The sequence below is a fragment of the Chryseobacterium sp. MEBOG07 genome (assembly GCF_021869745.1).
Classification (GTDB): Bacteria; Bacteroidota; Bacteroidia; order Flavobacteriales; family Weeksellaceae; genus Chryseobacterium; species Chryseobacterium viscerum.
Genome location: NZ_CP084579.1, coordinates 808,588 through 833,800, shown reverse-complemented (window position 1 = coordinate 833,800; position 25,213 = coordinate 808,588). Strand labels below are relative to the sequence as shown.

At 34.1% G+C, this 25,213-nt stretch carries 23 protein-coding genes; 20 read left to right on the top strand and 3 right to left on the bottom strand.

Annotated elements, in window-relative coordinates; all coding sequences use genetic code 11:
- The first annotated feature begins 48 nt into the window (after window positions 1-48).
- The 17 genes from pdxA (at window position 49) to LF886_RS03710 (ending at window position 17,564) form a co-directional block, all read left to right on the top strand.
- Entirely contained in the window at window positions 49-1,140 is a 1,092-nt protein-coding gene (gene pdxA, locus LF886_RS03790; protein WP_109739028.1) for a 4-hydroxythreonine-4-phosphate dehydrogenase PdxA, read from the top strand.
- An 84-nt stretch (window positions 1,141-1,224) separates the two neighbouring features.
- Window positions 1,225-1,764: a YceD family protein gene (locus LF886_RS03785; RefSeq protein ID WP_236852789.1), complete on the top strand. Its 540-nt coding sequence runs from the start codon at window positions 1,225-1,227 to the stop codon at window positions 1,762-1,764.
- A gap of 67 nt (window positions 1,765-1,831) precedes the next feature.
- Window positions 1,832-2,035, top strand: coding sequence for a 50S ribosomal protein L32 (gene rpmF / locus LF886_RS03780; protein WP_002976251.1), 204 nt, complete (start codon window positions 1,832-1,834; stop codon window positions 2,033-2,035).
- A gap of 127 nt (window positions 2,036-2,162) precedes the next feature.
- Window positions 2,163-2,645 (top strand): acetyl-CoA carboxylase biotin carboxyl carrier protein, encoded by a 483-nt coding sequence (accB, locus tag LF886_RS03775; RefSeq protein ID WP_103232315.1) that lies wholly within the window; start codon window positions 2,163-2,165, stop codon window positions 2,643-2,645.
- Window positions 2,646-2,744: 99 nt separating this feature from the next.
- Window positions 2,745-4,100: an acetyl-CoA carboxylase biotin carboxylase subunit gene (accC, locus tag LF886_RS03770; protein ID WP_236852788.1), complete on the top strand. Its 1,356-nt coding sequence runs from the start codon at window positions 2,745-2,747 to the stop codon at window positions 4,098-4,100.
- A gap of 67 nt (window positions 4,101-4,167) precedes the next feature.
- On the top strand, window positions 4,168-6,144 hold the full coding sequence (locus tag LF886_RS03765) for a WG repeat-containing protein (protein ID WP_236852787.1): 1,977 nt from the start codon (window positions 4,168-4,170) through the stop codon (window positions 6,142-6,144).
- 184 nt (window positions 6,145-6,328) lie between these two features.
- Complete coding sequence (gene rocD, locus LF886_RS03760) at window positions 6,329-7,576, top strand: ornithine--oxo-acid transaminase (protein ID WP_236852786.1); 1,248 nt, start codon at window positions 6,329-6,331, stop codon at window positions 7,574-7,576.
- The gene (locus tag LF886_RS03755) at window positions 7,577-8,359 is read left to right on the top strand and encodes a glycosyltransferase family 2 protein (protein ID WP_236852785.1); all 783 of its coding nucleotides are present in this window, start codon (window positions 7,577-7,579) and stop codon (window positions 8,357-8,359) included.
- A gap of 1 nt (window position 8,360) precedes the next feature.
- The gene (locus LF886_RS03750; protein WP_236852784.1) at window positions 8,361-8,966 is read left to right on the top strand and encodes a polysaccharide deacetylase family protein; all 606 of its coding nucleotides are present in this window, start codon (window positions 8,361-8,363) and stop codon (window positions 8,964-8,966) included.
- 209 nt (window positions 8,967-9,175) lie between these two features.
- Window positions 9,176-9,925 carry a glycosyltransferase family 2 protein gene (locus tag LF886_RS03745; RefSeq protein WP_236852783.1) on the top strand — a complete coding sequence of 250 codons (750 nt, stop codon included), beginning with the start codon at window positions 9,176-9,178 and terminating at the stop codon, window positions 9,923-9,925.
- Window positions 9,926-10,912: a hypothetical protein gene (locus LF886_RS03740; protein WP_103232322.1), complete on the top strand. Its 987-nt coding sequence runs from the start codon at window positions 9,926-9,928 to the stop codon at window positions 10,910-10,912.
- A 3-nt stretch (window positions 10,913-10,915) separates the two neighbouring features.
- Entirely contained in the window at window positions 10,916-12,103 is a 1,188-nt protein-coding gene (locus LF886_RS03735) for a glycosyltransferase family 4 protein (RefSeq protein WP_236852782.1), read from the top strand.
- A 3-nt stretch (window positions 12,104-12,106) separates the two neighbouring features.
- On the top strand, window positions 12,107-13,342 hold the full coding sequence (locus LF886_RS03730) for a glycosyltransferase (protein WP_236852781.1): 1,236 nt from the start codon (window positions 12,107-12,109) through the stop codon (window positions 13,340-13,342).
- Window positions 13,343-13,783: 441 nt separating this feature from the next.
- Window positions 13,784-14,668 carry a glycosyltransferase family 4 protein gene (locus tag LF886_RS03725; protein WP_236852780.1) on the top strand — a complete coding sequence of 295 codons (885 nt, stop codon included), beginning with the start codon at window positions 13,784-13,786 and terminating at the stop codon, window positions 14,666-14,668.
- A gap of 115 nt (window positions 14,669-14,783) precedes the next feature.
- The gene (locus tag LF886_RS03720) at window positions 14,784-15,806 is read left to right on the top strand and encodes a glycosyltransferase family 4 protein (RefSeq protein ID WP_236852779.1); all 1,023 of its coding nucleotides are present in this window, start codon (window positions 14,784-14,786) and stop codon (window positions 15,804-15,806) included.
- A complete protein-coding gene (locus LF886_RS03715; protein ID WP_236852778.1) occupies window positions 15,785-16,690 on the top strand; it encodes a glycosyltransferase family 2 protein in 906 nt (301 codons plus the stop codon). Before LF886_RS03720 ends, LF886_RS03715 begins: the two co-directional genes overlap by 22 nt.
- Window positions 16,680-17,564, top strand: coding sequence for a hypothetical protein (locus LF886_RS03710; protein ID WP_236852777.1), 885 nt, complete (start codon window positions 16,680-16,682; stop codon window positions 17,562-17,564). Before LF886_RS03715 ends, LF886_RS03710 begins: the two co-directional genes overlap by 11 nt.
- A gap of 62 nt (window positions 17,565-17,626) precedes the next feature.
- Here the strand turns inward: LF886_RS03710 and LF886_RS03705 are convergent, their stop codons facing one another.
- On the bottom strand, window positions 17,627-18,592 hold the full coding sequence (locus tag LF886_RS03705; RefSeq protein WP_236852776.1) for a hypothetical protein: 966 nt from the start codon (window positions 18,590-18,592) through the stop codon (window positions 17,627-17,629).
- Window positions 18,593-18,935: 343 nt separating this feature from the next.
- Complete coding sequence (locus LF886_RS03700) at window positions 18,936-20,321, bottom strand: MAC/perforin domain-containing protein (protein ID WP_236852775.1); 1,386 nt, start codon at window positions 20,319-20,321, stop codon at window positions 18,936-18,938.
- A gap of 431 nt (window positions 20,322-20,752) precedes the next feature.
- Here LF886_RS03700 and gltX point away from each other — a divergent pair, with 431 nt between their 5' ends.
- On the top strand, window positions 20,753-22,261 hold the full coding sequence (gltX, locus tag LF886_RS03695; RefSeq protein ID WP_236852774.1) for a glutamate--tRNA ligase: 1,509 nt from the start codon (window positions 20,753-20,755) through the stop codon (window positions 22,259-22,261).
- A 49-nt stretch (window positions 22,262-22,310) separates the two neighbouring features.
- Complete coding sequence (locus LF886_RS03690) at window positions 22,311-23,267, top strand: acetyl-CoA carboxylase carboxyltransferase subunit alpha (protein ID WP_109739023.1); 957 nt, start codon at window positions 22,311-22,313, stop codon at window positions 23,265-23,267.
- A gap of 55 nt (window positions 23,268-23,322) precedes the next feature.
- On the opposite strand, the gene LF886_RS03685 is transcribed toward LF886_RS03690, so the two are convergent.
- Window positions 23,323-24,096, bottom strand: coding sequence for a DUF6759 domain-containing protein (locus LF886_RS03685; RefSeq protein ID WP_236852773.1), 774 nt, complete (start codon window positions 24,094-24,096; stop codon window positions 23,323-23,325).
- Between the two features lie 145 nt (window positions 24,097-24,241).
- Between LF886_RS03685 and tsf the strand changes: the two genes are divergently transcribed.
- Entirely contained in the window at window positions 24,242-25,066 is an 825-nt protein-coding gene (gene tsf, locus LF886_RS03680; protein ID WP_109739022.1) for a translation elongation factor Ts, read from the top strand.
- The last annotated feature ends 147 nt before the right edge of the window (window positions 25,067-25,213 follow it).

Below are 25,213 nucleotides of genomic sequence, written 5' to 3'. Positions count from 1 at the left end.
ATTATTTTTTGCTAAATTTGTAAATTATAATCTTCAAAGATAATCAAAATGAGCCCAAAAAACCATAAAGTACGAGTAGGAATTTCAATCGGTGATTTCAACGGCATCGGCCCGGAGATCATTATGAAGTCTCTGAATGACAAAACCATTACAGATTTTTTCACTCCTGTAATTTTTGGCTCGGGAAAACTATTCACTTATCAGAAAAACATCTTTAAGCTGAATCTTAATTTCAACTATGTCAACGAAGCTTCGCAGGCTCAGCCAGCGAAACTTAATATGGTAAACCTTACTAAGGAGAACGTTAATGTAGAATTAGGAGTTCCAACAGAAGAATCCACGAAAATGGCTATTGATTCTTTGGAGGCCGCTACAGAAGCTTTGATGAAAGGAGATATTGATGTTTTAGTAACCGCTCCTATCAATAAGGATGAGATGGTAAAAATGGGTTTTAAACATACAGGACATACAGGGTATTTTGAAGAAAAATTCGGCAAAAAGGGATTAATGTTCCTGGTAACCGAAGACCTTAAAGTAGCCGTATCCACGCATCATATTCCTATTGCACAGATCACTGAAAATATTTCCAAGGAAAAAATAAAGAAGCAGATCAGGGTTTTAAACCAAACGCTTATAGAAGATTTCTGTGTTCAAAAGCCTAAAATTGCAGTTCTTGGATTAAATCCTCATGCAGGAGACGGCGGTGTCATTGGAAATGAAGAAATTGAAATCATTAGCCCTGCCATCAAAGAACTTTCTGACAATGGTATATTAGCATTCGGACCTTTTCCTGCAGACAGCTTCTTCCAACCGAATAAATATAAAAGTTTTGACGCTGTTTTAGCAATGTATCATGATCAGGGATTAGCTCCTTTCAAAACACTTGCTTATGAGGAAGGTGTAAATTATACAGCTGGACTTCCGTTTATCAGAACATCTCCTGATCACGGGGTAGCGTATGATATTGCGGGGAAAAATATTGCTGATGAACAGAGTTTTACTGAAGCGATCTTCACTGCTATTAAGATTTTCAAAAACAGAAGTGAGTACAGAGAACTCATGAGCGAGCGTCTTCAGCCTAGAAAAATGGTTACAGACAACGGAATAGACGAAGATCTACCGGATGAAACTGAAGCATAAATCTTTAAAACAAGTTTTAAATTAATTTGTTTCAGATTTTATTTGTTATTATAAAAAAAATGCATATTTTTGCACACTCATTTTATGGACAAATTAAGAAACTATGACGTAAGCTTTTCCGGACTTAAAAACGGAAAACACGAGTTCAAATTTGAGATAGATAAAACGTTCTTTCAATTATTTGACACTGAGCAGGAATTTACAAATCCTAGAATAAAAGTAGATGTATTACTTGATAAACACACTACTTTCTTAGAATTTGAAATTAAAATAAAAGGATTGGTCGAGTTGGTTTGTGATATTACAAATGAAAATTTTGACTATCCTATTGAGAATGAAATCAAGATTTTGGTGAATTTCGGGGAAGAATATGATGACAGCAACGAAGAGGTCATTACGATTCCTACCAGCGATCATGCATTCAACATAGCGCATTTGATCTATGAAAACGTAATGCTATCTATTCCCATGAAGAAGGTTTCACCGAATATAAGTGACGAAGATCTTAGTATTCTTAACCAGTTCAGTCCCAAAGAAGTTGAGGAAGTTGAGGAAATTGAAGAAGAAGAACATAAAAGTGATCCTAGATGGGACGCTTTAAGAAAATTAAAAGACAATAATTAAATAGAATAATTTAAATATGATGAGATGATGAATCTCATCGCTCATCAATTAAAAAAGTTATTAGAAAATGGCACATCCAAAGAGAAGACAATCGTCCACAAGAAGAGATAAGAGAAGAACTCACTACAAAGCTGTAGTTCCTCAATTAGCTAAAGATGCAACAACAGGAGAGCTTCACCTATACCACAGAGCTCACTGGCATGAAGGAAAACTTTACTACAGAGGTAAAGTAGTATTGGAAAAAGAAGTAGCTGCTACTGAAGAAAACTAAGAGTCGCTTTTCGTTGAAAAAGCCTCATTTTAATACAAAAACCGCCCAATTTTGATAAAATTTGGCGGTTTTTTGTTGTTTTTTACGTTTTTTTGGTATCTTTGACCCAAAATCAAATATCAAATTTATGGACATTAAAGACATACAAAATCTTATTAAGTTTGTATCTAAAGCTGAAGTTTCAGAAGTGAAGTACAAGACTAAAGATTTCGAAATCACTATTAAAACTCCATTAGCTGGAAGCGATGCTGTTTATGCACAACCTGCAGTATACCACACTGCTCCGCAAGCGGTAGCTGCTCCGGCACCTGTTGCAACTCCGGCTGCTGCTCCTGCTGAGAAAGCTGAAGCTGCATCTGATGACAGCAAATATATTACAATCAAGTCTCCAATGATCGGTACTTTCTATAGAAAACCATCTCCTGATAAAGATGTATTTGTAAATGTAGGTGACGAAGTTTCTGTAGGTAAAGTAGTTTGCGTTATTGAAGCAATGAAACTATTCAACCAGATTGAATCAGAAATCAGTGGAAAAATCGTTAAAATTTTAGTTGACGATACGACTCCTGTAGAGTATGACCAACCATTATTCTTAGTAGATCCATCTTAATTAGAAGTTAGATGTTAGACATTAGATGTTAGACTAAAATTCTACATTCAAATAACATTAATCTAATTTTCAAATTATCTAATTTTCAAATTTAAGAAGATGTTCAAAAAAATATTAATAGCCAATCGTGGCGAAATTGCAATGCGTATTTTACGTACTTGTAAAGAAATGGGGATCAAAACCGTTGCTGTATATTCTACTGCTGACAAAGACAGTCTTCACGTAAGATTTGCTGATGAAGCGGTATGTATTGGCCCTGCAATGAGTAAAGACTCCTATCTTAAAATCCCTAACATTATTGCTGCTGCGGAAATAACCAATGCAGACGCTATCCACCCAGGTTACGGATTCTTATCTGAAAATGCTAACTTCTCAAGAATCTGTCAGAAGAACGGTATCAAGTTTATTGGTGCTTCTCCTGAACAAATTGAGAAAATGGGAGATAAAGCTAACGCTAAAGCGACCATGAAAGAAGCTGGTGTACCATGTGTACCAGGTTCCGACGGATTGATCGAATCTTACGAACACGCTGTAAAAGTGGCTGAAGAAACCGGATACCCGGTAATGATCAAGGCTACTGCTGGTGGTGGTGGAAAAGGGATGAGAGCCGTTTGGAAAGCTGAAGACCTTAAAGATCACTGGGAATCTGCAATTCAGGAAGCTATTGCTGCCTTTGGAAACGGAGGTATGTATATGGAAAAACTGATTGAGGAGCCTAGACACATCGAAATTCAGGTTGCTGGTGACCAATTCGGTAAAGCATGCCACCTTTCTGAAAGAGACTGTTCTGTACAAAGAAGAAATCAGAAACTGACTGAGGAAACTCCTTCTCCTTTCATGACAGACGAACTTCGTGAGAAAATGGGTGACGCTGCTGTAAAAGCTGCTGAATTTATTGGATATGAAGGTGTAGGAACTATCGAATTCCTTGTAGACAAACACAGAAATTTCTATTTCATGGAAATGAATACAAGAATCCAGGTAGAGCACCCTATTACTGAGCAGGTAATTGATTATGACCTTATCAGAGAACAAATTCTTCTTGCGGCAGGAACTCCTATTTCAGGAATCAACTATTATCCTAAATTACATTCAATCGAATGTAGAATTAACGCAGAAGATCCTTACGCAGACTTCAGACCGTCTCCAGGGAAAATCACAGGATTAAACATTCCTGGCGGACACGGAATCAGAGTAGATACTCACGTATATTCCGGATACAGCATTCCTTCTAATTATGACTCAATGATTGCTAAGCTTATCACTACGGCTCAGACCCGTGAAGAAGCTATTGCTAAAATGAGACGTGCCCTTGAGGAATTCTATATTGAAGGAGTAAAAACAACCATTCCTTTCCACAGACAACTGATGGATAACGAAGATTATCTTGCAGGAAACTATACTACAAAATTCATGGAGGATTTTGTAATGGATAAAAAATATGATAATCATTAAGATTATTTGATATAAATTTAAACCGTCTCAATATTGAGACGGTTTTTTATGTCTATTTATCATCACTATGAAAAAAAAATATTTTTTCTTCATCTTATTTTTTCCTATCGCATTCTTTTCTCAAGGGAAGTACAAAAAATATGATCCTGAAAATATTATTGTAAAAGGAGATTTCTTAAAAAACAAATTCAGTGAACGATACTTACTGATTGGGGATTTCATGCCTGTTGAAAAAAACTCCAAAATAAAGGTAGCAAAAGTATTCACGTCAAGCGGATGGGGATTTATTAATGAGAAAGGAAAAGAAATTATCCCCGCTATCTATGAATACGTCTCTGATTTTCGAAATGGCATAGTGTCTGTTAGACTTAGAATACCCATATCTTCAAAAGATGGTGAAAGAGGATATGATTTACAAAATGATATTCTCACCTATACCGGTAAAAAGCTGAATAGTACCAATAATGTTCTGCTAGATTTCAAAAACCCTTATTACTACAACAAAGATTTTTTCTATATGAAAGAAGACTGGAAACAGGGAATCATGTCAAATTCGGGGGAAATGCTGGTTCCGTTCAAATATGCAACCATACAGGTTGATGATGATTACTTTTTTGCTTATTTCCCGGTAAAAGACAACAATTATAGCGAAAGAGCCATTGATATTTACTCAAAAAAAGGAAAGTTTATAAAATCATTCAAAGGACATTCTATTCAAAAAGTTTATAACAAATTTTTTGTTATTGAATTTGATAAAGAGGGCAATTCTGCAGGTTGTTTTTCTTTAAACAAAACATTTGAGCGTGAAAATAAATATGAATATCAGATTTTCAATTCTGTAGAAAATTCTAACCTTTTTAAAGCAACAATTAATTTTGACAGAGGAAACGACCGCTATCCAACATTCTACATTGATAAAAATTTCATAATTATAAGTCCGGACTACCCTAATACTTATCTGTACGAGGATCAGTTTTTAGTACAGCCTATTCCCGTAGGAAAAGATCCTGAAAAGGCAACCAGCTTTGCCATTATTGATTTTAAAAATAATAAAATAGCAGAATACTCTTATGATGATTTTCTTCTGTATCAATATTTCGCATATGGTCAATTGGATAATCCAAAATTTTTAGAAAGCCAAAAGGTCTATTGGAAACAGCTTAAAAAAGATGATTCCAATGGTTATTTCTGGACTAAAAAATGGGATTACTTCAAAAATCTGGAGCGTAGAGAACGTTATTCAAAATTTTTTGAAGTAGATTCTTCCGGAAAAGAAATAAGCAGTGGTTATGTAGATGCAACAACGGGAAAAATCTGTATAAAAAGAGATCTAAATGAAGCCCAGTACATCAGCTCAATCAAAGGCACCGACTTTTTTCAGGTAAAATATCAAAACACGGCGAATGGGAATAAATTTGACATTTATAATGCCAAAGGAAAATTTATAAGAAACGATTTTGGAACGTATATCAATACCGATTTTGATGTGCTTAACAAACATAATCCGGATTATTACATCTTGGATAAGGGAAAAGATACCCTCTATAATCAGCCCCGTAATTTCGGGCAAATCCTTGATAAAAAAAATATGAGACCCATCTTTAAAGACCAGTTGATGTATTTTTCACACCCTCATTACATTTACAATAATGTCATGGGATTCCAAGATTTTAAAAGTAAAAAAACAGGAATTATAGATAAAAATTACACGATTAAAGCCATTGGATATTACGATATTATACAAAGTACCTATTTTGAAGACGTCTATAATAAAGGCTACAGTATCATCTATTTAAAGACAAAATCAAATGCTATTGAGATCATGAAGAATAAAACATTTGAACCTCTTTTAAAAATAGAATTTAAGCCCGGCATTCTGAAAAAATATCACGACAAAGACAGGTTTAATAAAGAAGTAACCAGTGATTCATTCATGCTTGGAGTATACAAAAGCGGTTTTTACCTGATTAATGAAGAACAGATGCTTATGGATCGGTACGGTAACATTATTGATACACCACCAGGTTTTAGCCAGCGTGACTAAAAAATGTATTTTATTATTCTACTGTAAAAAAAGATATAAAAACTACAGGGGCTTGTTTTTGAGGGTATTTTTTTTTCCTCGTCAGTATGTACTTTAAAATATATCTGGATTAAAGATAATTCAGCATTTTTTATTTTAAAGTCATCTAAATATTTATCATTAATTTTGTAAAAAACCAAAGTATATGTCAACAGCAGAACAAACAAAAAACTCACAGTATTTTATTGACCTTGAAGACAAACATGGAGCACATAATTACCACCCACTTCCAGTAGTTCTAGATCGTGGAGAAGGCGTTTTCGTTTGGGATGTAGAAGGCAATAGGTATTATGATTTTCTTTCAGCATATTCAGCTGTGAACCAGGGACACTCTCACCCTAAAATTGTAGGAGCATTAGTAGAGCAGGCACAAAAACTGGCTTTAACTTCAAGAGCTTTCTACAATTCTAAATTAGGAGAATACGAACAGAAAATTACAACTCTTTTTGGGTTTGATAAGGTTTTACCAATGAACTCCGGAGCTGAAGCTGTGGAAACAGCTGTAAAATTAGCAAGAAAATGGAGTTATGAAGTAAAAGGAATTTCGGAAAATGCCGCAAAAATAATTGTTTGCGAAAATAATTTCCACGGAAGAACCACTACTATTGTTTCTTTCTCAAACGATCCGGATGCTAACCAAAATTACGGACCTTTTACCCCTGGATTTATCAAAATTCCTTATAACGATATTGCAGCATTAGAAGAAGTGTTGAGCAGAGAAGCAGGAGATATTGCAGCATTCCTGGTAGAACCTATTCAGGGTGAAGCCGGAGTATATGTTCCAGATGAAAATTTCCTTAAAAATGCTTCTGAACTTTGTAAAAAGCACAACGTTCTTTTCATTGCAGATGAAGTTCAGACTGGTATCGCAAGAACAGGCAGACTTATTGCATGCCACCATGAAGATGTACAGCCGGATATCTTAATCTTAGGAAAAGCACTTTCCGGAGGAATGTATCCTGTATCTGCTGTTTTAGCCAATGACAGCATCATGAATGTGATCAAACCTGGACAACATGGTTCTACATTCGGAGGAAACCCAATTGCATGTGCCGTTGCGGTTGCAGCACTAGATGTAGTAGCTGAAGAAAAACTATCTGAAAGAGCAGAAGAATTGGGACAACTGTTCAGAGCTGAAATAGACAAGTTGATCGAAAAGTCAGACCTTATTACCAAAGTAAGAGGAAAAGGACTTTTAAATGCGATCCTGATCAATGATACTCCTGAAAGTTCTACTGCATGGAATCTTTGCTTACAGTTGAAAGAAAACGGATTACTAGCAAAGCCTACCCATGGTAACATCATCAGACTGGCACCACCATTGGTAATCACTGAAGAGCAATTGCTGGATTGTGTGAAGATTATTGAAAAGACTATTCTTGAGTATAAATAAATGGCTCTTTCCCTTGCAATCATTACTTATAATGAAGAAGAAAATATCGTAAGACTTTTAGATTCATTAGTAGATATAACTGATGAAATTATCATTGTCGATAGCTTTTCTACGGATAAGACAAAAGAAATTGCTACTCAAAAATATCCTCAGGTACAATTTTTTGAGAAAAAATTCAACGGGTATGGTGAACAAAAAAACCATGCCCTTAGTTTATGTTCCCATGAATGGGTTCTATTTCTGGACGCTGACGAAATCCCTGATGAAACCCTGAAAAGATCTATACAGAAGATCGTTTCTTCAGCAAACACAGAATTCAATGTGTATAAGGCCAAATTCAACAATCATCTTGGTTCTCACCTGATCAAATATGGAGGTTGGGGAAATGTATACCGTGAAAGGCTGTTCAGAAAAAAATATGCAACATATTCTGATGATAAAGTCCATGAATTTTTGATTACCGATGAAAAAACCGGACTCTTGGAGGGAAGACTGGATCATTATACCTACAAAAGCATCCATCATCATGTCTCAAAAATCAATAAATATTCCGATATGATGGCGGAAAAAATGTTTGAAAGAGGAAAAAAGATCAACAGATTCAAAATCATTGTAAGCCCAATATTTGAATTTATCAAAGTTTTGATTTTCAAACGTGCTTTTCTGGATGGATTTCCTGGGTTTTATATTGCCAAAACGATGTCCTATTACACCTTTTTGAAATATATTAAACTGCGTGAAAAAATAAGACTCGTGGAACTTGAAAAAAAAAGGCTAAAATAATATGATCTTTTATTTGATTCCTGTTGTATTGGCGGTATTTATCGTCGTGTATTTCCGTCTGTATCTTTTTGCTTTCCCATACAACAGACTGGTTATTCTCATGTACCATCAGATTGAAAAGGAAAGTCATGAAGATCTTACCATAAGTCTGGAAAATCTTGAACAGCAGTTTTCTTATCTGAACCGTAAAAAGTATACTTCCAAGTTTTTTTCAGAGCTCAGTATTTCTACGAAAAAAAATATCATTATCACCTTTGATGACGGATATAAAAACAATCTTGAGTATTTACCATCTTTATTGGAAAAGTATAATCTTAAGGCTACCATTTTTATTCCTACAGGATTTATCGAAAATGGATATAAAAATTATTCCATGATGACTTTTGAGGAAATCAGAAATCTGGATAAAAATTATTTCGAAATTGCACTTCACAGTCATGCTCATGAAAACCTGAAAAATGTCTCCAATGATTTTATAGAAAAAGATCTAGAAAGGAATATGAAAGTTCTTGACACTCATAATATAGAGTATTCAAGGGTTTTAGCCTATCCGTATGGAAAATATCCTCAAAAAAAGAAGAGAAAGCTGCTTTTTTTTCTATTTTGAAAAAAATAGGAATTGATTTTGCAGTAAGAATTGGAAATAAGGTGAATTATTTCCCTACACAGCATCATTACGAACTGTGCAGGGTTGATATAAAAGGCAAAGATTCGCTAATAAAGTTCAAATTAAAACTTATCTTTGGGAGATTAAAACTATTTTAAAACGATTTTAAAGAAGTATCAGTGTACTTCTCTATCAAACAAAGCGTTGTAATGAATATAACTGGTTTGATCATAACATATAACGAAGAAAAAAACATACAGGATGTCCTTGAGTCTTTTGATTTTTGTGATGAGATAATAGTAATAGACTCATTTAGTAAGGATAAAACTGTAGAAATTGCAAAGAAATTCCCCCATGTAAAAGTGATTCAAAATAAATTTGAAGACTTTACAAAGCAAAGAAACCTGGCTCTGGATGCTTCTAAAAATGATTGGGTTTTATTTTTGGATGGTGATGAAAGGATAACTCCCGCCTTAAGGCAGGAAATTATAGATGAGATGAATAAACCTAGGCAAAAGGATGCCTATTATTTTTACAGGAAATTCTTTTTTGCCCAGAAACCGATTCATTTTTCAGGAACACAGTCTGATAAAAACTTTAGGCTTTTCAGAAAATCGAAGGCTAGGTATATGGTAGGAAAAAAGGTACATGAAACTCTGGAAGTTAACGGAACTATCGGAGTTTTTAAAAATAAATTACTTCATTATTCCGTTTCAGATTATGAATCATATAGAAAAAAAATGGTTCATTACGGAATTTTAAAGGGTAAAGAACTGGCTGCAAAAGGGAAAAAGTACAGTGTTTTAGTTCAATATCTTAAAACAGCTTTTAAATTCTTTAAAGCCTACATAATGAGACTTGGTGTTTTAGACGGTAAAGAAGGCTATCAGTTATCTTACCTGCAATCTTTAAGCGTCTATGAAACCTATGAATCATTAAAAAAGAGCAAAATTAGTTGAATGAAGATTTGTATCATTAGTTATGATTTTTGGGATTATGATAAGTATATTGTTGAAACATTATGCAAACGGGGTATTGATGCGCATCATGTAAAGATCAGTACCGTTACTCATTCCAACTTCAATGAAAGAGCAGTAAATGCTTTAAGCAAAACTTTTTTAAGCAAAAATCTTAAGACTGAAAAAAGACAAAAATACGTTCTGGATTCCCTGGAAAAACTGGGACATCAGGACCAGATACTGGTGATGAACCCAGATACATTTGATCTTTCGACCCTCAAAAAGATTAGAAAATACACAGACCGCCTGGTCACTTATCTTTATGATAATCTTGAAAGAGTTCCTGTAGAAGATAAACTCTATCTTTTTGACAAAGTATTCTCTTTTGATTATATAGATGTTAAAAAGCACGGATTTGAAAAACTGACGAATTACATCTATCTTCCTCACTGCGCGAAAGAAATTCAGCAACCGGAAATGGATCTTTTCTATATCACATCGTATGATAATAGAAGGGTTTCCTTGATAAAACTGCTGGCTAAAAAGCTGATTGAGCAAGGGCTGAAATTCCAGATTATGATCATCGGAAAAAAATCATGGAAACATCAGCTGACCAATATGTTCATGACCGTACCTAAGAATCTGTTTCTGATTTTCAGCATCAAAAAGATTCCTCATAACGATCTTCCCAAATATTATAAGAACTCAAAGGTCTTGCTTGACCTGATGCGAGAAGGCCAATATGGGCTTAGCTTCCGTGTTTTTGAGGCCATGTCTTTGGAAAAGAAAATCATTACTGATAATGAAGCCATTAAAACCTATGATTTTTACAATCCCAATAATATTTTGATTTTAAACAAAAATATTAGTAATCTTGACAAATCTTTTTTTGAAAAACCTTACGAAAAAATTCCGGAAGAAATCTATTACAGATACACTTTGGATAGTTGGGTAAATAAAGTTTTTGAACTGGATACTAAAAACTAGCAAATGGGAATCTTAAAAAAAATAAAAAAACACTTCGAAAGAAAAGAAAAACTCAAATATCTTCAGTCTCAGGATATCGTCAATATCAATCTGTATGACGCTTCCCAAAAAACAATCCTGTTTGCTTCAAGAGATTTTCCTGCCCATGATAAAGAATCCGGAGCCAACCGACTGAAAGAACTTATATTCATTTACAAAGAATTAGGATATAACTGTATTTTATTCGCTCCCCATATTTTTGAAGACGATTCTTATGTAAAGTTTTATCAGCAGCACAATGTTATTGTCTATACAGAGAACAATAAGTATAAAAATATCTATGATTTTCTGTCTTCTTTTAAAAAGATAGATTACGTTTGGTTCAATGGCCCTCTGGCCCTGAATCTGTTCTACAAAAAAATGAAAGCTCTTTTACCTTCTGCCAAATTCATTTATGATATGGTAGACATTCATTTTTTAAGATTTAAAAGAGCGATCGAACTGGAACCAAGCCGCATTTCTTTAAAGAAAAATTATAAACATTTTTTCCGCCTGGAAACGGTTGTTGCTCCACAGCTGGATTACATTATTGCGATCTCTGATAAGGAGAAAGAGATTATGAGCCAGTACGCAGATAAAAATAAGATCATTACCATTTCCAATATCCATTATCCTAAAATTGATATTTCTGAAAGGAAAAATTTCAGTGATAGTAAAGGAATTACTTTCATTGGATCTATCCACGAACCGAATATAGATGCTGTAAAGTTTTTATATGAAAAAATAATGCCCGTTGTCTGGAAAACGAATCCAGAACTGGAAGTAAGCATCATCGGAAATGTTGCTGAAAAGCTGGATCTTAAACTATATCCTAAGTTTAAATTTTTAGGATTTGTGGAAAGCATTGAGGAGCATTTCATGAATTCGAAAATTATGGTAGCTCCTTTAAGATTCGGAGCTGGGGTAAAAGGAAAGATCGGACAGGCCTTTGAGTTTTTTTTCCCTGTAGTTACCACCGATATCGGTGCTGAAGGAATGAAACTTACGGATAAAAAAAATGTATTGATTGCCAATGACGAAAAGAGTTTTGCAGAAGCTATTATTCAGCTGAATAATGATGAAGAGCTTTGGAATACTTTAAGCCAGAATTCTGTGGACAGTCTGAGAGCATTTTCCCCTGAAGAAGTAAAAGAAAAACTTAAAACATTATAATCCATGTCATTAAGTGTAAATTATCATGGTTTTTTTGACGGTAATTTTGGAATTTCCGAAGCGACCCGACTAAATGCCTTAGCATTGGAAACGATCGGCATCAAAGTAAACCGTATCAATTATTCCAGTGAAACTTTTGAAAGAATCGATAGCGGTTCTGAAGCATCATATCCGATTAATGTTTTCCACATTAACATCAATTTTATCAACAATTTTTTCTCTAAGAATCAGGATCTGAATCTTAAAGATCATTATAATATCATTTACTGGGCCTGGGAATTTCCTGAGGTTTCTGATAAGGTCGTTGAAATATTAAATGTTTTTGATGAGCTGTGGGTACCTAGTGATTTCTGTGTGAATATTTTCACAAAATATACAGGAATTCCGGTGATCAGATTTTCTCATCCGATTCAAAAAATGGCAGAGTCTAAAGATTTTGAACTGAGCCAGTATAATATTTCTCCAGATTCAAAGATCTATCTTACGATTTTCGATTCTTTGAGCACGACGATCAGAAAAAATCCGGAAGCTACGCTTGAGGCCTTCACAACGGTTTTCAAAGAGGATAAAAACAGTGTTCTTATTGTAAAAACACATAATCTTGAAAGAAGTAAAGATGCTCAAAAAGCATTGGAGGCATACAATAATATTCCCAATGTAATCATCATCAATGAGCATTTTTCAAAGGAAAAACTGCACTCCCTGATCCAGCAGTCTGATGTGCTGATCTCGCTTCACGGTTCCGAAGGTTTCGGTCTTACAATGGCAGAAGCAATGGCTTATGGAAAAATTGTAGTTGGAACAGGCTATTCCGGAAATCTCGATTTTATGAATGTAAACAACAGTTTCCTGATACAGTATGATTTCATCAAAACTTCCAATACAAAAGGATTGATTGATGAAGGGTTAACGCTTGCCAAGCCAAGCCTGAAAGATTCCGTTGAAAAGCTTCAGTATATTAAAAACAATTTTGATGCTTTGGCTTCAATAAGAGAAAATGCAAAATCTCAGATCGCTGAGAACTTTTCAATCCAGTCCATTGGGGAACTCTTCAAAATAAGATTGAATTTTATTGATAGTTTTGATAAAAAAGAAAGCACTGGCGGTAGTGATGTAAACAATGTCTTTTACCTGAGTGAAATTGAAAGATTACATACGAGAGTCAACTATCTTGAACGAACTGTTTATAATAAAATAAGAAAAAAAGTAAACGCGTTTTTTAAAAAAGGCAGAAAATAATTTTAATTTGTTAATTTTCCAGTTCATCATCTTATATGATGGATAAAAATTTTAATAATGAACTCATCATCTTATTTATATGAAAGACAAAATTGCAATAGTTGTTCAAAGATATGGATTGGAGATCAATGGAGGTGCTGAACTTCATGCAAGATTACTCGCTGAGAAATTGTCTGCCATCTATGATATTGAAATTATTACAACCTGCGCTATAGAATTCGAACTCTGGGATAATCATTATCCTGAAGGAGTTGAAATCATCAATGATATTAAAGTAAGAAGGTTTAAAACTTTAAAAAAAGACCTGAAAAGATTTAACGAGCTAAGTAAAATAGCTCGCAATTTATATAAATACTATACCCGGAAACTTAGTTTTTTGAACTTTCCTTATTTGTTGTATAAGAGATTTAAATACAATAAAAGAGATTTTAATTTCAATGAATGGTTAGAAGTACAGGGTCCGTTTTCCAGCGATTTAATTCATTTTATCAAAGAAAAAAAGAAGATTATAAGGCTTTTATTTTCTTCACCTATTTATACCATCCTACCAATATTGGGATTAGGGAAGTTGCTGAAAAAAGCATTCTCATCCCAACTGCACATGATGAACCTCAGTTTTATCTTGATGGGTATTCACAATTGTTTTCTCTGCCAAAATTCATCATCTATAATACGCAGATTGAAAAAGATTTTGTAGAGAAAGTTTACCCTCAGTCACAAAAATTAAAATCTGAAATTGCAGGAATTGGTTTTGATGATTATGACGTTACATCCAGTGAATTGCCCCAAGATCTTTATCAGAACAAATATTTCATTTATATAGGAAGGATTGTTGAGGACAAAGGCTGTGTCATGATGATTGAATATTTTAAAGATTTCAAAGAAAAACATCCTGAATACCGAGATATAAAGTTAGTTTTGGTAGGCAAAAATTCTCTTGATGAAAAAATAACCCAGGGAGATGATATCATTCTGACCGGATTTGTAGACCATGCACTTAAAAATGCTTTACTGGAGAATGCAAGTGCACTTATCATGCCTTCATTCTATGAAAGTCTTTCATTAATAACATTAGAAGCGATGTTATTGAAAGTTCCTGTCATTGTAAATAAAAACTGTGAAGTTCTATATTCTCATGTTGAAAAGAGCAAGACCGGAAAAAGTTTTACAAATAGTATTGAATTTTCCCAAGCCCTCTCTTTTTATGTGGAGCAAACTCAAGATGATCTGGTTTCCGAAGGTAATAAAGCTAGAGGATATGTATTGAAAAACTATTCATGGGAAACGATCATCAACAAATTTAATTCAGCCATTAAATCTCTGTAATGACAAAGAAAATTCTATTTTTTTTTCCTGAAAACCCATTTTCAAATAGAGCAGGAAATACAACAAGAGCAAGAACTACCCTTATTATTTTAAAAAATTAGGGTACCATATTGATTTGGTAGGGGTCACTGAGATTTATAAGTTTCAAAATGATACTACAGAAATAGATAAAAGTATTGTAGACAATCTGTTTTTAATCAAACAAAAGCCATCGAAAGTAAGAACTTCATCAGACTATTGGAAACACAAAATATCAAAATTTTACCAAAAGCCGAATGAATACAATCACTTATTAACAGATTTTGCAAAGAAAGAATTTGCTACAATTTTCAATAAGGAAAAATATGATGCCATTATCATCAATTATGAATTTTGGACAGGATTAATTGATAATGAATCTATGAAAAATACGTTAAAAATCATAGACACGCATGACTGGATTACACTGAATGAATTTTACAAAAACAAATCATTAGATATTGGAAAACGTTTCAATGAGGAAATAAGAAATCTTGCGAAGTTTGATAAGGTAATCACCATATCAGAAGATGAAAACCTTGTTTTTAAAAGATTCTTAGGGGAAAAAGTCATCAATATTCCTCCTTCTTTCACCTCTCATTTCGAAAACAATGATCCTGATAAAAAGTATGATTTAATTTTTGTTGGGTCTGAAAATATTTTCAATGTACAATCAATGAAATGGTTCTTTGATCATGTATATCCATTACTTCCCAACACCATCAATATTGTCATCATTGGAAGGATATGCAAGCATATTGAAGAAAGAGAAGGAGTCAAGTTAATAGAGTTCATAGAAAACCTAGAGGAATATTACCACCAATCAAAAATTGCGATTTGTCCAATGCTGGAGGGCACTGGTATCAAAATCAAAGTAATAGAAGCATTATCTTATGGACTTCCTGTTGTAGGAACGGAAAGAGCTATTGATGGTTTCCCTTCGAAAACTTCAAATGGATGCTTAGTAAATGACGATCCTGAATTTTTTAAAGATCAAATAATATCTTTACTACAAGATAAATCTTATTATCAGGATATGAAAAGACAGGCTGAAGAATATTTTAAAAATAATTTTTCTGAAGAAAAGGCTATAGAAAAATGGAAAAACATTTTACATTAATGGATGATTTAGCAATTATCATACTGAATTACAATTCTTTTGAAGACACCAATCGGGAAGTTAATTCATTATTAAGCGAAGGTATCCCGGAAAAATCTATTTATGTAGTAGATAATAACTCAAAAGACAGGAAAGAAATTGAGAAACTGGGATCTCAAAAGCAGATCAACTGTATTCTAAGTGATTATAATGGAGGTTATGCTTATGGTAATAATTTAGCCATAAGAAAAGCTATAGAGGATGGTAAGAATTATTTTTTACTATTAAATCCGGACATTGAAATATCACTCAGTACTATAAGCCAGTTATACAGAGATTTAAAAGAATTTTCCAATATTGGAATAATAGGTCCCCGAATCTGTTATAGAAACATTCGTGAGAGAATATTCTCAGATGGCGGGCTGCTATTCCCTGAGGAAGGGTTTCAGGGTGGACACACCAACTCTGAAAAAGATAAGAATACTGTACAGGCTCCTCATTATAACTACAATATAAAATATGTGGATGGAAGCGCACTCATGTTCAGAAAAGAAATATTAGATGAAGTAGGTTTAATGAATACCACTTTCTTCATGTATTATGAAGAATCGGAATGGTGTCTGCGCCTCCTTAAAAATAACAAATGGAAGATTGCCGTAAACACCCATTGTGAAGCCTTCAATCTTGCCAGTGATAAAGGTAGTTTCTATGAATATTATATCACCAGAAACAGAATCTGGATGTGTAGATTATACGATGGAAACTTAAAATATGTAACGAAGGAGCGCTGGAAATTGGCAAGAAAAGCACTTAAAAAAGGAAAGTTTTCCATGGCGAAAGCCTACATAAAAGGAATATTGGACGGTCTTTATTTCAATTTAGAGAAAATAAAAAATGAGAAATAAAAAAAACATTATCAAAGTAGGATATCTTCTATCTTATGACTATTCCTACATCTTTACATCTCTTCAGCATATTTATGAGCACGCAGATTGTATCGTAATAAGCTATGATGCCAATAATAAAACCTGGGCAGGAAATGATATACACATTCCCGAAAGCGTTTTCAGTGATATAAAAAAATTGGATACCCAGAATAAGATCATACTTTACAAAGACACTTTTTTTATTGAGGGGATGCAGCCGATGGAGCTGGAAACCAGACAGAGAAATATGATGGCTGAAAAAATGGGATCTGGCGGATGGCATATTCAGATGGATGGAGATGAGTACGCTTATGACTTCGGGGTATTAGCTCAATTCCTGAAAAGAAAGAAATACTTATTAAAGAATCCAGCTAAAAACCCATTTAATTTTCAGGTAAACTTTGTTACATTGTTTAAGCATAACACTGAAGGCTTCTTTGTCATTACCCCTTTTGATGAGAAGTGTATGTTGATTACCAATAATCCTAAATATGAATATGCAAGAAGTACAAATAAAGGCAGAATTCTCCCTTTAGATTTTTATTTAATTCATCAGTCATGGGCACGGGAAGAAAGGGAAATTTCAGAAAAGATCAATAACTGGGGGCATAAAAATGATTTTGATACGTCAACATTTTTAAATTCCTGGAAAACCGTGAATTCTGATAACTACAAAACATTTTTAGATTTCCATCCTTTATATAAAGGTATTTGGAAGGAGCTTTCCTTCTTTCCGGCGAAAAACATTAATGAATTTATTCTCTCGTTTTCAAAGAAATATCCTCAGCAAAAACTTCATCTGAACTTATCTTTCACAAAAAAGATAAAGCTGAGAATTAAAAGTCTTTTTTAATTCTATTGGATCAAAATAATAAAGGCTAATGTTACCACAATAACACTAGCCTTTTTTTATTATTATTTGATAAAAACCTTATCAAATTTTTCCATGATTACCCGTGGATTGAATAATTCAGAATAGCAATCCCAGTTTTTATTAAGATCTGGCTTGAAGTTATTCAAAATTTGCATTATATCCTGCTTATCACGGTATAAAATAGCTTTATCTCCCAAAATTTCAAGATGCGATTTTTCATCAGATCCGGACCATGTTATGATGGGCTTATTTTTGATAGAAAATTCTCCTACGGCCATTCCGAAACTCTCTCCCTGTGTGCGGGCATGCAAAAATGCATCTGAAGTATTAATAAACTTTACCTTTCTTTCAACATCTGTTGTAGGAGTAAGAAAAATAATATTCTTGTAAGACCTGAAAAAATTTCTCTTTACAAATTCATCAGTTCCCATAAAAACAAAGTATATATTTTTATTTTTAAGTGCGGTTCTCTTTACAGCATCCATCACGAAACCTATGTCAAAAGTTTCTGCTCCTCCATATCTTGCAAATACGACTGCATCTTTCGGAATATTCAGCTCAGCACGAAGATCACCGCTCACTTCAGGGAGATCTACAATATGAGGAACGAAAGGCAGTTTTCCATCACTCATAGTCTTTGCAAGCCATTCAGAGACATATGCATACACATCACCATAGGGTTCATTATATTTAAAAACCGCATGAATAGCTGTTTTAATAAGATCTTGAGGAGTATCTGTTTCTTTCTCACCGGATTTTATAGCATAAAAAAGATCCGCATTTGATTTCTTAATAAGAGCATCTCTTTCTTCTATATCACTATATCCAAGGACTTCAAATCTCTTTTTAAATCTTCCAATAGCCTCTTCTGCATTATTTGGACTATTTTTAGGATAAAGAATCATCGACTCATTGCCAAGCATTTCTTCATTATAATAAGCATAATCAAAAAGGGCATTGGATGTTCCCCTATAACACAATTGATTTTCGTGGAAAATAATTTTCATTTGTTAATAAGTAAGTTAAATTATTTAGCTTCTATCATTATCTTATCAGACATACTCAATGGTAACAATAGAAATATCAGAAAAAGAGCACCATTATCCTCTCTTATTTCTGTAGCTTTTGAGATCGATCTCCTATGATAAAAGGGCAGATTGCTTTTTTCATTGATCCTCTCAATTTATAAGTTACAAAAATACATTTTTAATGATAAGGCTGCTTGAAATATTCTTTCGGTATTGCTATTATCAGCGAAAAAACTCTCTATTATTAAATTCTCGCCACCATTGCATCAAAAAACCGTCCCAGAAATGAGACGGTCTTCTTGCAAAATTTCAATATATTTAATTAATATGCGTAGAATTCAATTCCTTCAGAAGAATAACCAGATGGTCTTACACCTGATCTTGAATAATAATGGTCTTTACCATTCCAATATCTGTAAATAGGAACAGTATTAGGCTGCTGAGTTGCAAATGCATTAAACTCAATTCCTTCTTCTACATACCCTTGGTAATACCCCGGAGTTCTTGTATAATAGTGATCTCTCCCGTTATAATATCTGTAAATAGGAACAGTATTTGGAGCTTTATATAAGAATGCATTGAACTCTATTCCTTCAAAAGAATACCCGCCATAGCTTCCCGCAGTTCTTGTATAGTAATGGTCTAATCCGTTATAATATCTGTAAATTGAAATAGTATTGAACTCAAGATAAACTTTATTGTCAATAAGATATTGATCTACATAAGCTTTAAGTTGAGCTTTTTTAGCCGCATCTTTCACTAGATCGTAAATAATCACCAATCCGTTGTTTCCAAAATCTACCAAAACTGAATTGCTTGCATTAGAGCTGTTCTGCCAGTTGGAAATATTAATTTTAGGATTTGTCTGATCAAGATTCAGGTCTCCTATCAATCCTTTTGAAGGATCCCCTCCTCTAGTTTTATAGGCTAATTTCTTAGAATAGTTCATGGATGATTCAGCAGTGTTCACATCATTGGTAACATCTACATCAAAAATATCTTTCATCCCTACTTTCACCCCTATTCTTGCAGCACGATCACGGCTTTGGCTTCTTGTTTCTGCCTGGAACAAAACATCTAGTTTAGCACCTGTATAGATATCAAGCGCCACGTGAGTTCCGTAGTCCTGTACAATCTGTTGTGGAGTTTTTGTCTGCAGATCCTGAACAAATTCCGGAGTCAGATAATCTCCCAACATATCTGTTGTAGCATTGAATCTTAGTCTTTTCTGTTTGATCGTCAGGTTATAGCTTCCGTAGATATATTTTGCATCAAACTTATTGTTTGTAGTCACTGCAGAATTGAATCCTACTGAAAGTACTTTCTTAAACAATGGGATACCGGCCGTAACATTTACTTTGGTAGAAACCATTTTAGAATACGACTCTGCATTTTCACCATATTCTTCAACGTATTCCTGTGAGAATGTGTTTTCGCTCACTAATCTGTTTGCCTGTTCTGTTTTAAAACGATCAATATCGATCACTTTAAAACCCGCTGCAGTAGCATTGGCGTATTCACCGGCAACATTATACCCATGTCCTAAGACATCATAAATTCCGTCTCCTGCAAATTTGGCAGCCGATAAACGATTGTTTTTTGCTGCCGGACTGTCGGGTGTTACTTCAGTATTCAGCTCTTCTGTAGAACATGAGCTCATGAAAAGCATCAGTAAACTACTGAAGCAAAATAAAATTTGTTTTTTCATAGTAATATTTAAAAGTTTCGGCAAATATAATATTCAACAAGCAGTGATAAAAGTAATCACATAATGATATATATCATTATTTAGTGAATTTAATGTTTAATTAAACTCTTATTAATAAATGACATACTATCAATATTTGTGATTTAATAAATAAAAAGAGTAAAGAAATCAGCTTAATCAAACACGCCAGGAACTTTTAATTCCAACACAACCCGTCTGCTTATGGCTTATATTTTCACAACACATGTTTTAAATTATCATTTATAGCTTACAATAATTATGCGTCATTATACGACTGATAGCTTTTAAACAGTGTTTCATGAAAATCTATAGAAATAAATAAAAAAGTTAGCGTCAAAAAACCAATACCGGGTTATAAATCATCTCGTAAACGCATAATTTTAAGTAAATTTGCAAAAATTAAAATTGAAATGGAGAAAGTAAGAGTACGTTTTGCTCCAAGTCCTACAGGACCTTTACATTTGGGAGGCGTAAGAACTGCATTATATGATTATCTTTTTGCTAAAAATCAAGGTGGAGAGTTTGTATTAAGAATTGAAGATACAGACACCGCAAGATATGTAGAAGGAGCTGAAGAATATATAGAAGAAGCTTTAGAATGGTGTGGAATTATCCCTGATGAAAGTCCTAAGAAAGGAGGGAAATATGCTCCTTACAGACAATCTGAAAGAAGAGATATCTATGATCGATACACAGAGCAGATCTTAAAAACAGATTATGCTTATATCGCTTTTGATACTGCAGAAGAATTAGATGCAATTCGTGCAGAGTATGAAGCAAAAGGTGATGTTTTCTCGTATGACAACAAAACCAGGAACCGTTTAAGAAACAATCTTGCCCTTTCTGAAGAAGAAGTTCAAAAATTATTGGACGAAAAAACGCCTTATGTCGTAAGATTCAAAATGCCTGTTGACAGAGTATTGAACCTTCAAGACATCATTCGTGGAAAATTCTCCGTCAATACAAATACTTTAGATGATAAAGTTCTGGTAAAGAATGATGGAATGCCCACCTACCATTTCGCAAACATCATTGATGACCACGAAATGGAGATTTCTCACGTGATCCGTGGGGAAGAATGGCTGCCTTCTTTAGGACTTCATACGCTTCTATACGAAGCAATGCAGTGGGAAGCACCACAATTTGCACACCTTTCTTTAATTCTAAAACCAGAAGGAAAAGGAAAATTAAGCAAAAGAGATGGTGATAAATTTGGGTTCCCGGTATTCCCGCTTGATTTCAAAGATCCTGTTACAGGAATAGTTTCTAAAGGATACAGAGAAAACGGTTATCTTCCTGATGCTTTCATCAATATGGTAGCATTATTGGGATGGTCTCCTGCAGATGATAAAGAAATTCTTCCTTTGGAAGAAATGATCAAGGAATTCGACCTTCATAAAGTACATAAAGCTGGTGCAAGATTCAGTAAAGAAAAATCTGAGTGGTTCAACCATCAGTATATGCAGATGAAGTCTGATGAAGAAATTCTTCAGATCCTGAAAAATACAGATCTTGATTTTTCCGGTGCTTCTGATGAGAAGCTGCTAAAAGTAATTCATCTGATGAAAGAAAGAGCAACTTTCCCGAAAGACATCTATGAAAACGGAAAATTCTTCTTTGAAGCTCCCACTTCTTACGATGAAAAGGCTTCAAAAAAAGCTTGGAATGAGGAAACTTCCGCAATTTTAGGAGAATTGGCATCTGCTTTTGAAGCTACAGACTTCAGCGCTGAAACATTGAAGCAGACCATGCATGATTTTGCTGAAAACAAAGGATTGGGTATGGGTAAAGTGATGATGCCGCTACGATTGTCTTTAGTAGGAGAATTGAAAGGACCGGACGTTCCGGATATCCTGGAAACCCTTGGTAAAGAGGAAAGTGTCTCCAGAATAAACAATGCTATAAATAATTTTAAATAGAATAACCATAATTTTTCATACATTTGAAAGATTTAATTTACTTCAAGAAATGGAATATTTAAGTTTCGAACTTCCTATCAAAGAATTGATGGATCAATACCAGACGTGTTCTTTAGTAGGAGAAGAAAGTGGTGTTGATGTAAAATTAGCATGCAGCCAGATTGAGGACAAGATTTTAGAAAAGAAAAAAGAAATCTATGGAAATCTTACCCCTTGGCAAAGAGTACAAATGTCTCGTCATCCAGATCGTCCTTATACCTTAGACTACATCCACGGAATGGCAGATAAAGGCAGTTTCTTAGAGCTTCACGGAGACAGAAATTTCGCTGATGATCCGGCTATGATTGGAGGATTGATTACTCTTGACGGTCAAAAAGTAATGATCTTAGGGACTCAAAAAGGTAGAACAACTAAAGAAAGACAGTACAGAAGATTTGGAATGCCAAATCCGGAGGGATACAGAAAAGCTTTAAGACTAATGAAGCTTGCTGAAAAATTCAATATTCCTGTGGTAACTTTAGTAGATACACCGGGAGCTTATCCAGGATTGGAAGCTGAAGAAAGAGGACAGGGAGAAGCTATTGCAAGAAACATTTTTGAAATGGTTCAGCTGAAAACGCCAATCTTCACTTACATCATCGGAGAAGGAGCCAGTGGTGGAGCATTAGGAATAGGTGTTGGAAATAAAGTATATATGTTGGAAAACACTTGGTATACTGTAATCGCACCTGAAAGCTGTTCTTCTATCTTATGGAGAAACTGGGATCACAAGGAAGATGCAGCCAATGCGTTAAACCTTACTCCAGCAGATGCTTTAAGAGAAAAGTTCATCGACGGGATTATTGAGGAACCGCTTGGAGGTGCTCATTATGACCAGGAGACAACTTATTTAAACTTGAAAAATTCTATTTTACAAAATATCAAAGCTTTCTCCAAATTTACAGGACAGGAGCTTGAAACCCAGAGACAAGATAAATTCATTGCGATGGGTCAGTTTAAAGGATAAAAATAAAAAGGTTAAGAATTTCTTCTTAACCTTTTTTCTTTAGTTTTCTTCTGTTCTATTCTGCAACGTTCAATGCTATTTCAATATCCTGTTCAATCTTCTTTAAAGAAGAATATTTGGCATCACACACCATGGTGGTCATGACATATTCACCTTTATCTACCAAAATAAAGTTTTCTCCTTTTGCAGGAACAGTTAGGTTATAATATTTTTTGCCGCTTATCTTTACAATAAGGTTACAGGATGATCTGTTTTTAATATTGACATACGCTTCACTTTTATTGACGTCATTATTAAAGAGATGAGTCAACATGGCTGCCCTTCTTTTATTTTCTTCGCTTGGTTCAGATTTAGATGTTCCGGCAGTCTTCGCCGCAGATCCTGCTGAACCCACTGAAGCATAGGTCGTTCTTCTTTCTGCTTTTAAAGCATCAATAGCTGCAGCTGTATTATTAGAAACAGGCTTACCATTAGCGGTATAGGTTTTATTCGCGGCGACTGTTTTACCGCTGTTTAGCTCGTTATTCTTTACGATATTTTCAATTTTCTCTTTACTGATTGGTTTTATAGTAGGCTTTGCTTCAGGAGAATTACCTGCCATAATAATATCAATCAGTTTTCTTTTAAAAAAGTCTGTTTTAGCGTGTCCCGGATTCTGTTTCAAAAAGCCGGCAATTACTCTTGCCTCTTTTGAAATCTCCGCTTCCTGTTCGGTATAGATGATTACAGTTTCTTTTTCAACAACAGCTTTAGATTTTGTTTTTTTCTTTTTCTGGGAAAAACCAAGTGAGAAAATGCATATAAATAGGAGGAATAAGATTTTTTTCATTAATCAAATCTTTAAAATAGTATTAAATATATTAATAACGTGAAAAGTCATTTTTTAGTTTATCATTAAAATCATTATCTTTGCACTGCTCTAAATTTAAGCTAAAAATTAATACTAATCTTAAATAAAAAAAATAATAGATATTATGTCTTATACACCAGCTGCTGCAGACGTAGCAAAATTGAGAAACCAAACAGGTGCAGGTATGATGGACTGCAAGAAAGCTTTAGTTGAAGCTGAAGGAGACTTCGAAAAAGCGGTAGATATCCTTAGAAAAAAAGGACAAAAAGTTGCTGCTAACAGAGCTGACAGAGAATCTGCTGAAGGTGCAGTAATCGCAAGAGTAAACGAGGACAACACTTTAGGTGTAGTAATCTCTCTAAACTGCGAAACTGACTTCGTTGCTAAGAACGAAGCGTTCATCGAACTAGCTTACGAATTAGCTGAAATGGCAATTTTTGCTGCTACTAAAGAAGAACTTTTGGCTACAGATTTCCACGGACTTACTGTTGCTGACAAATTAATTGAGCAAACAGGAGTTATCGGTGAAAAAATCGAGATTGGTTCTTTCGAAAGAATCCAAGGAGATTTCTTAGGAGCTTATATCCACGCTGGAAACAAAATTGCTGCAATCACTTCTCTTTCTGCTAAAGTAGACGGATCTGACGAAGCTGCTAAGTCTGTTTCTATGCAGGTTGCTGCTATGAACCCAATCGCTTTGGATGAAACTAGAGTTTCTCAGGAGACTATCGACAAAGAATTAGAGATCGAAAGACACAAACTTACTGAAGAAGGTAAGCCTGCAAACATTATCGACAATATTCTTAAAGGTAAAATGCAGAGATTCTACAAAGACAACACTTTGGTACACCAAGACTTTATTAAAGACTCAAGTATCTCAGTTGCTGATTACGTAAAATCTGTAAATGCAGACCTAAAAGTAACAGGATTTGTAAGAGTAAGCTTATAGTCCATCTTTTAAAAAAATATGAGATCCCGGTGAAGTTCACCGGGATTTTTTTTTATTCTAAAAAGGCGTTATTATTAACACAATATGACGAGAGTTTTAAATATTCAATAATTACACTATAATCGCGATTTCAAAGTTTTTTTTTGT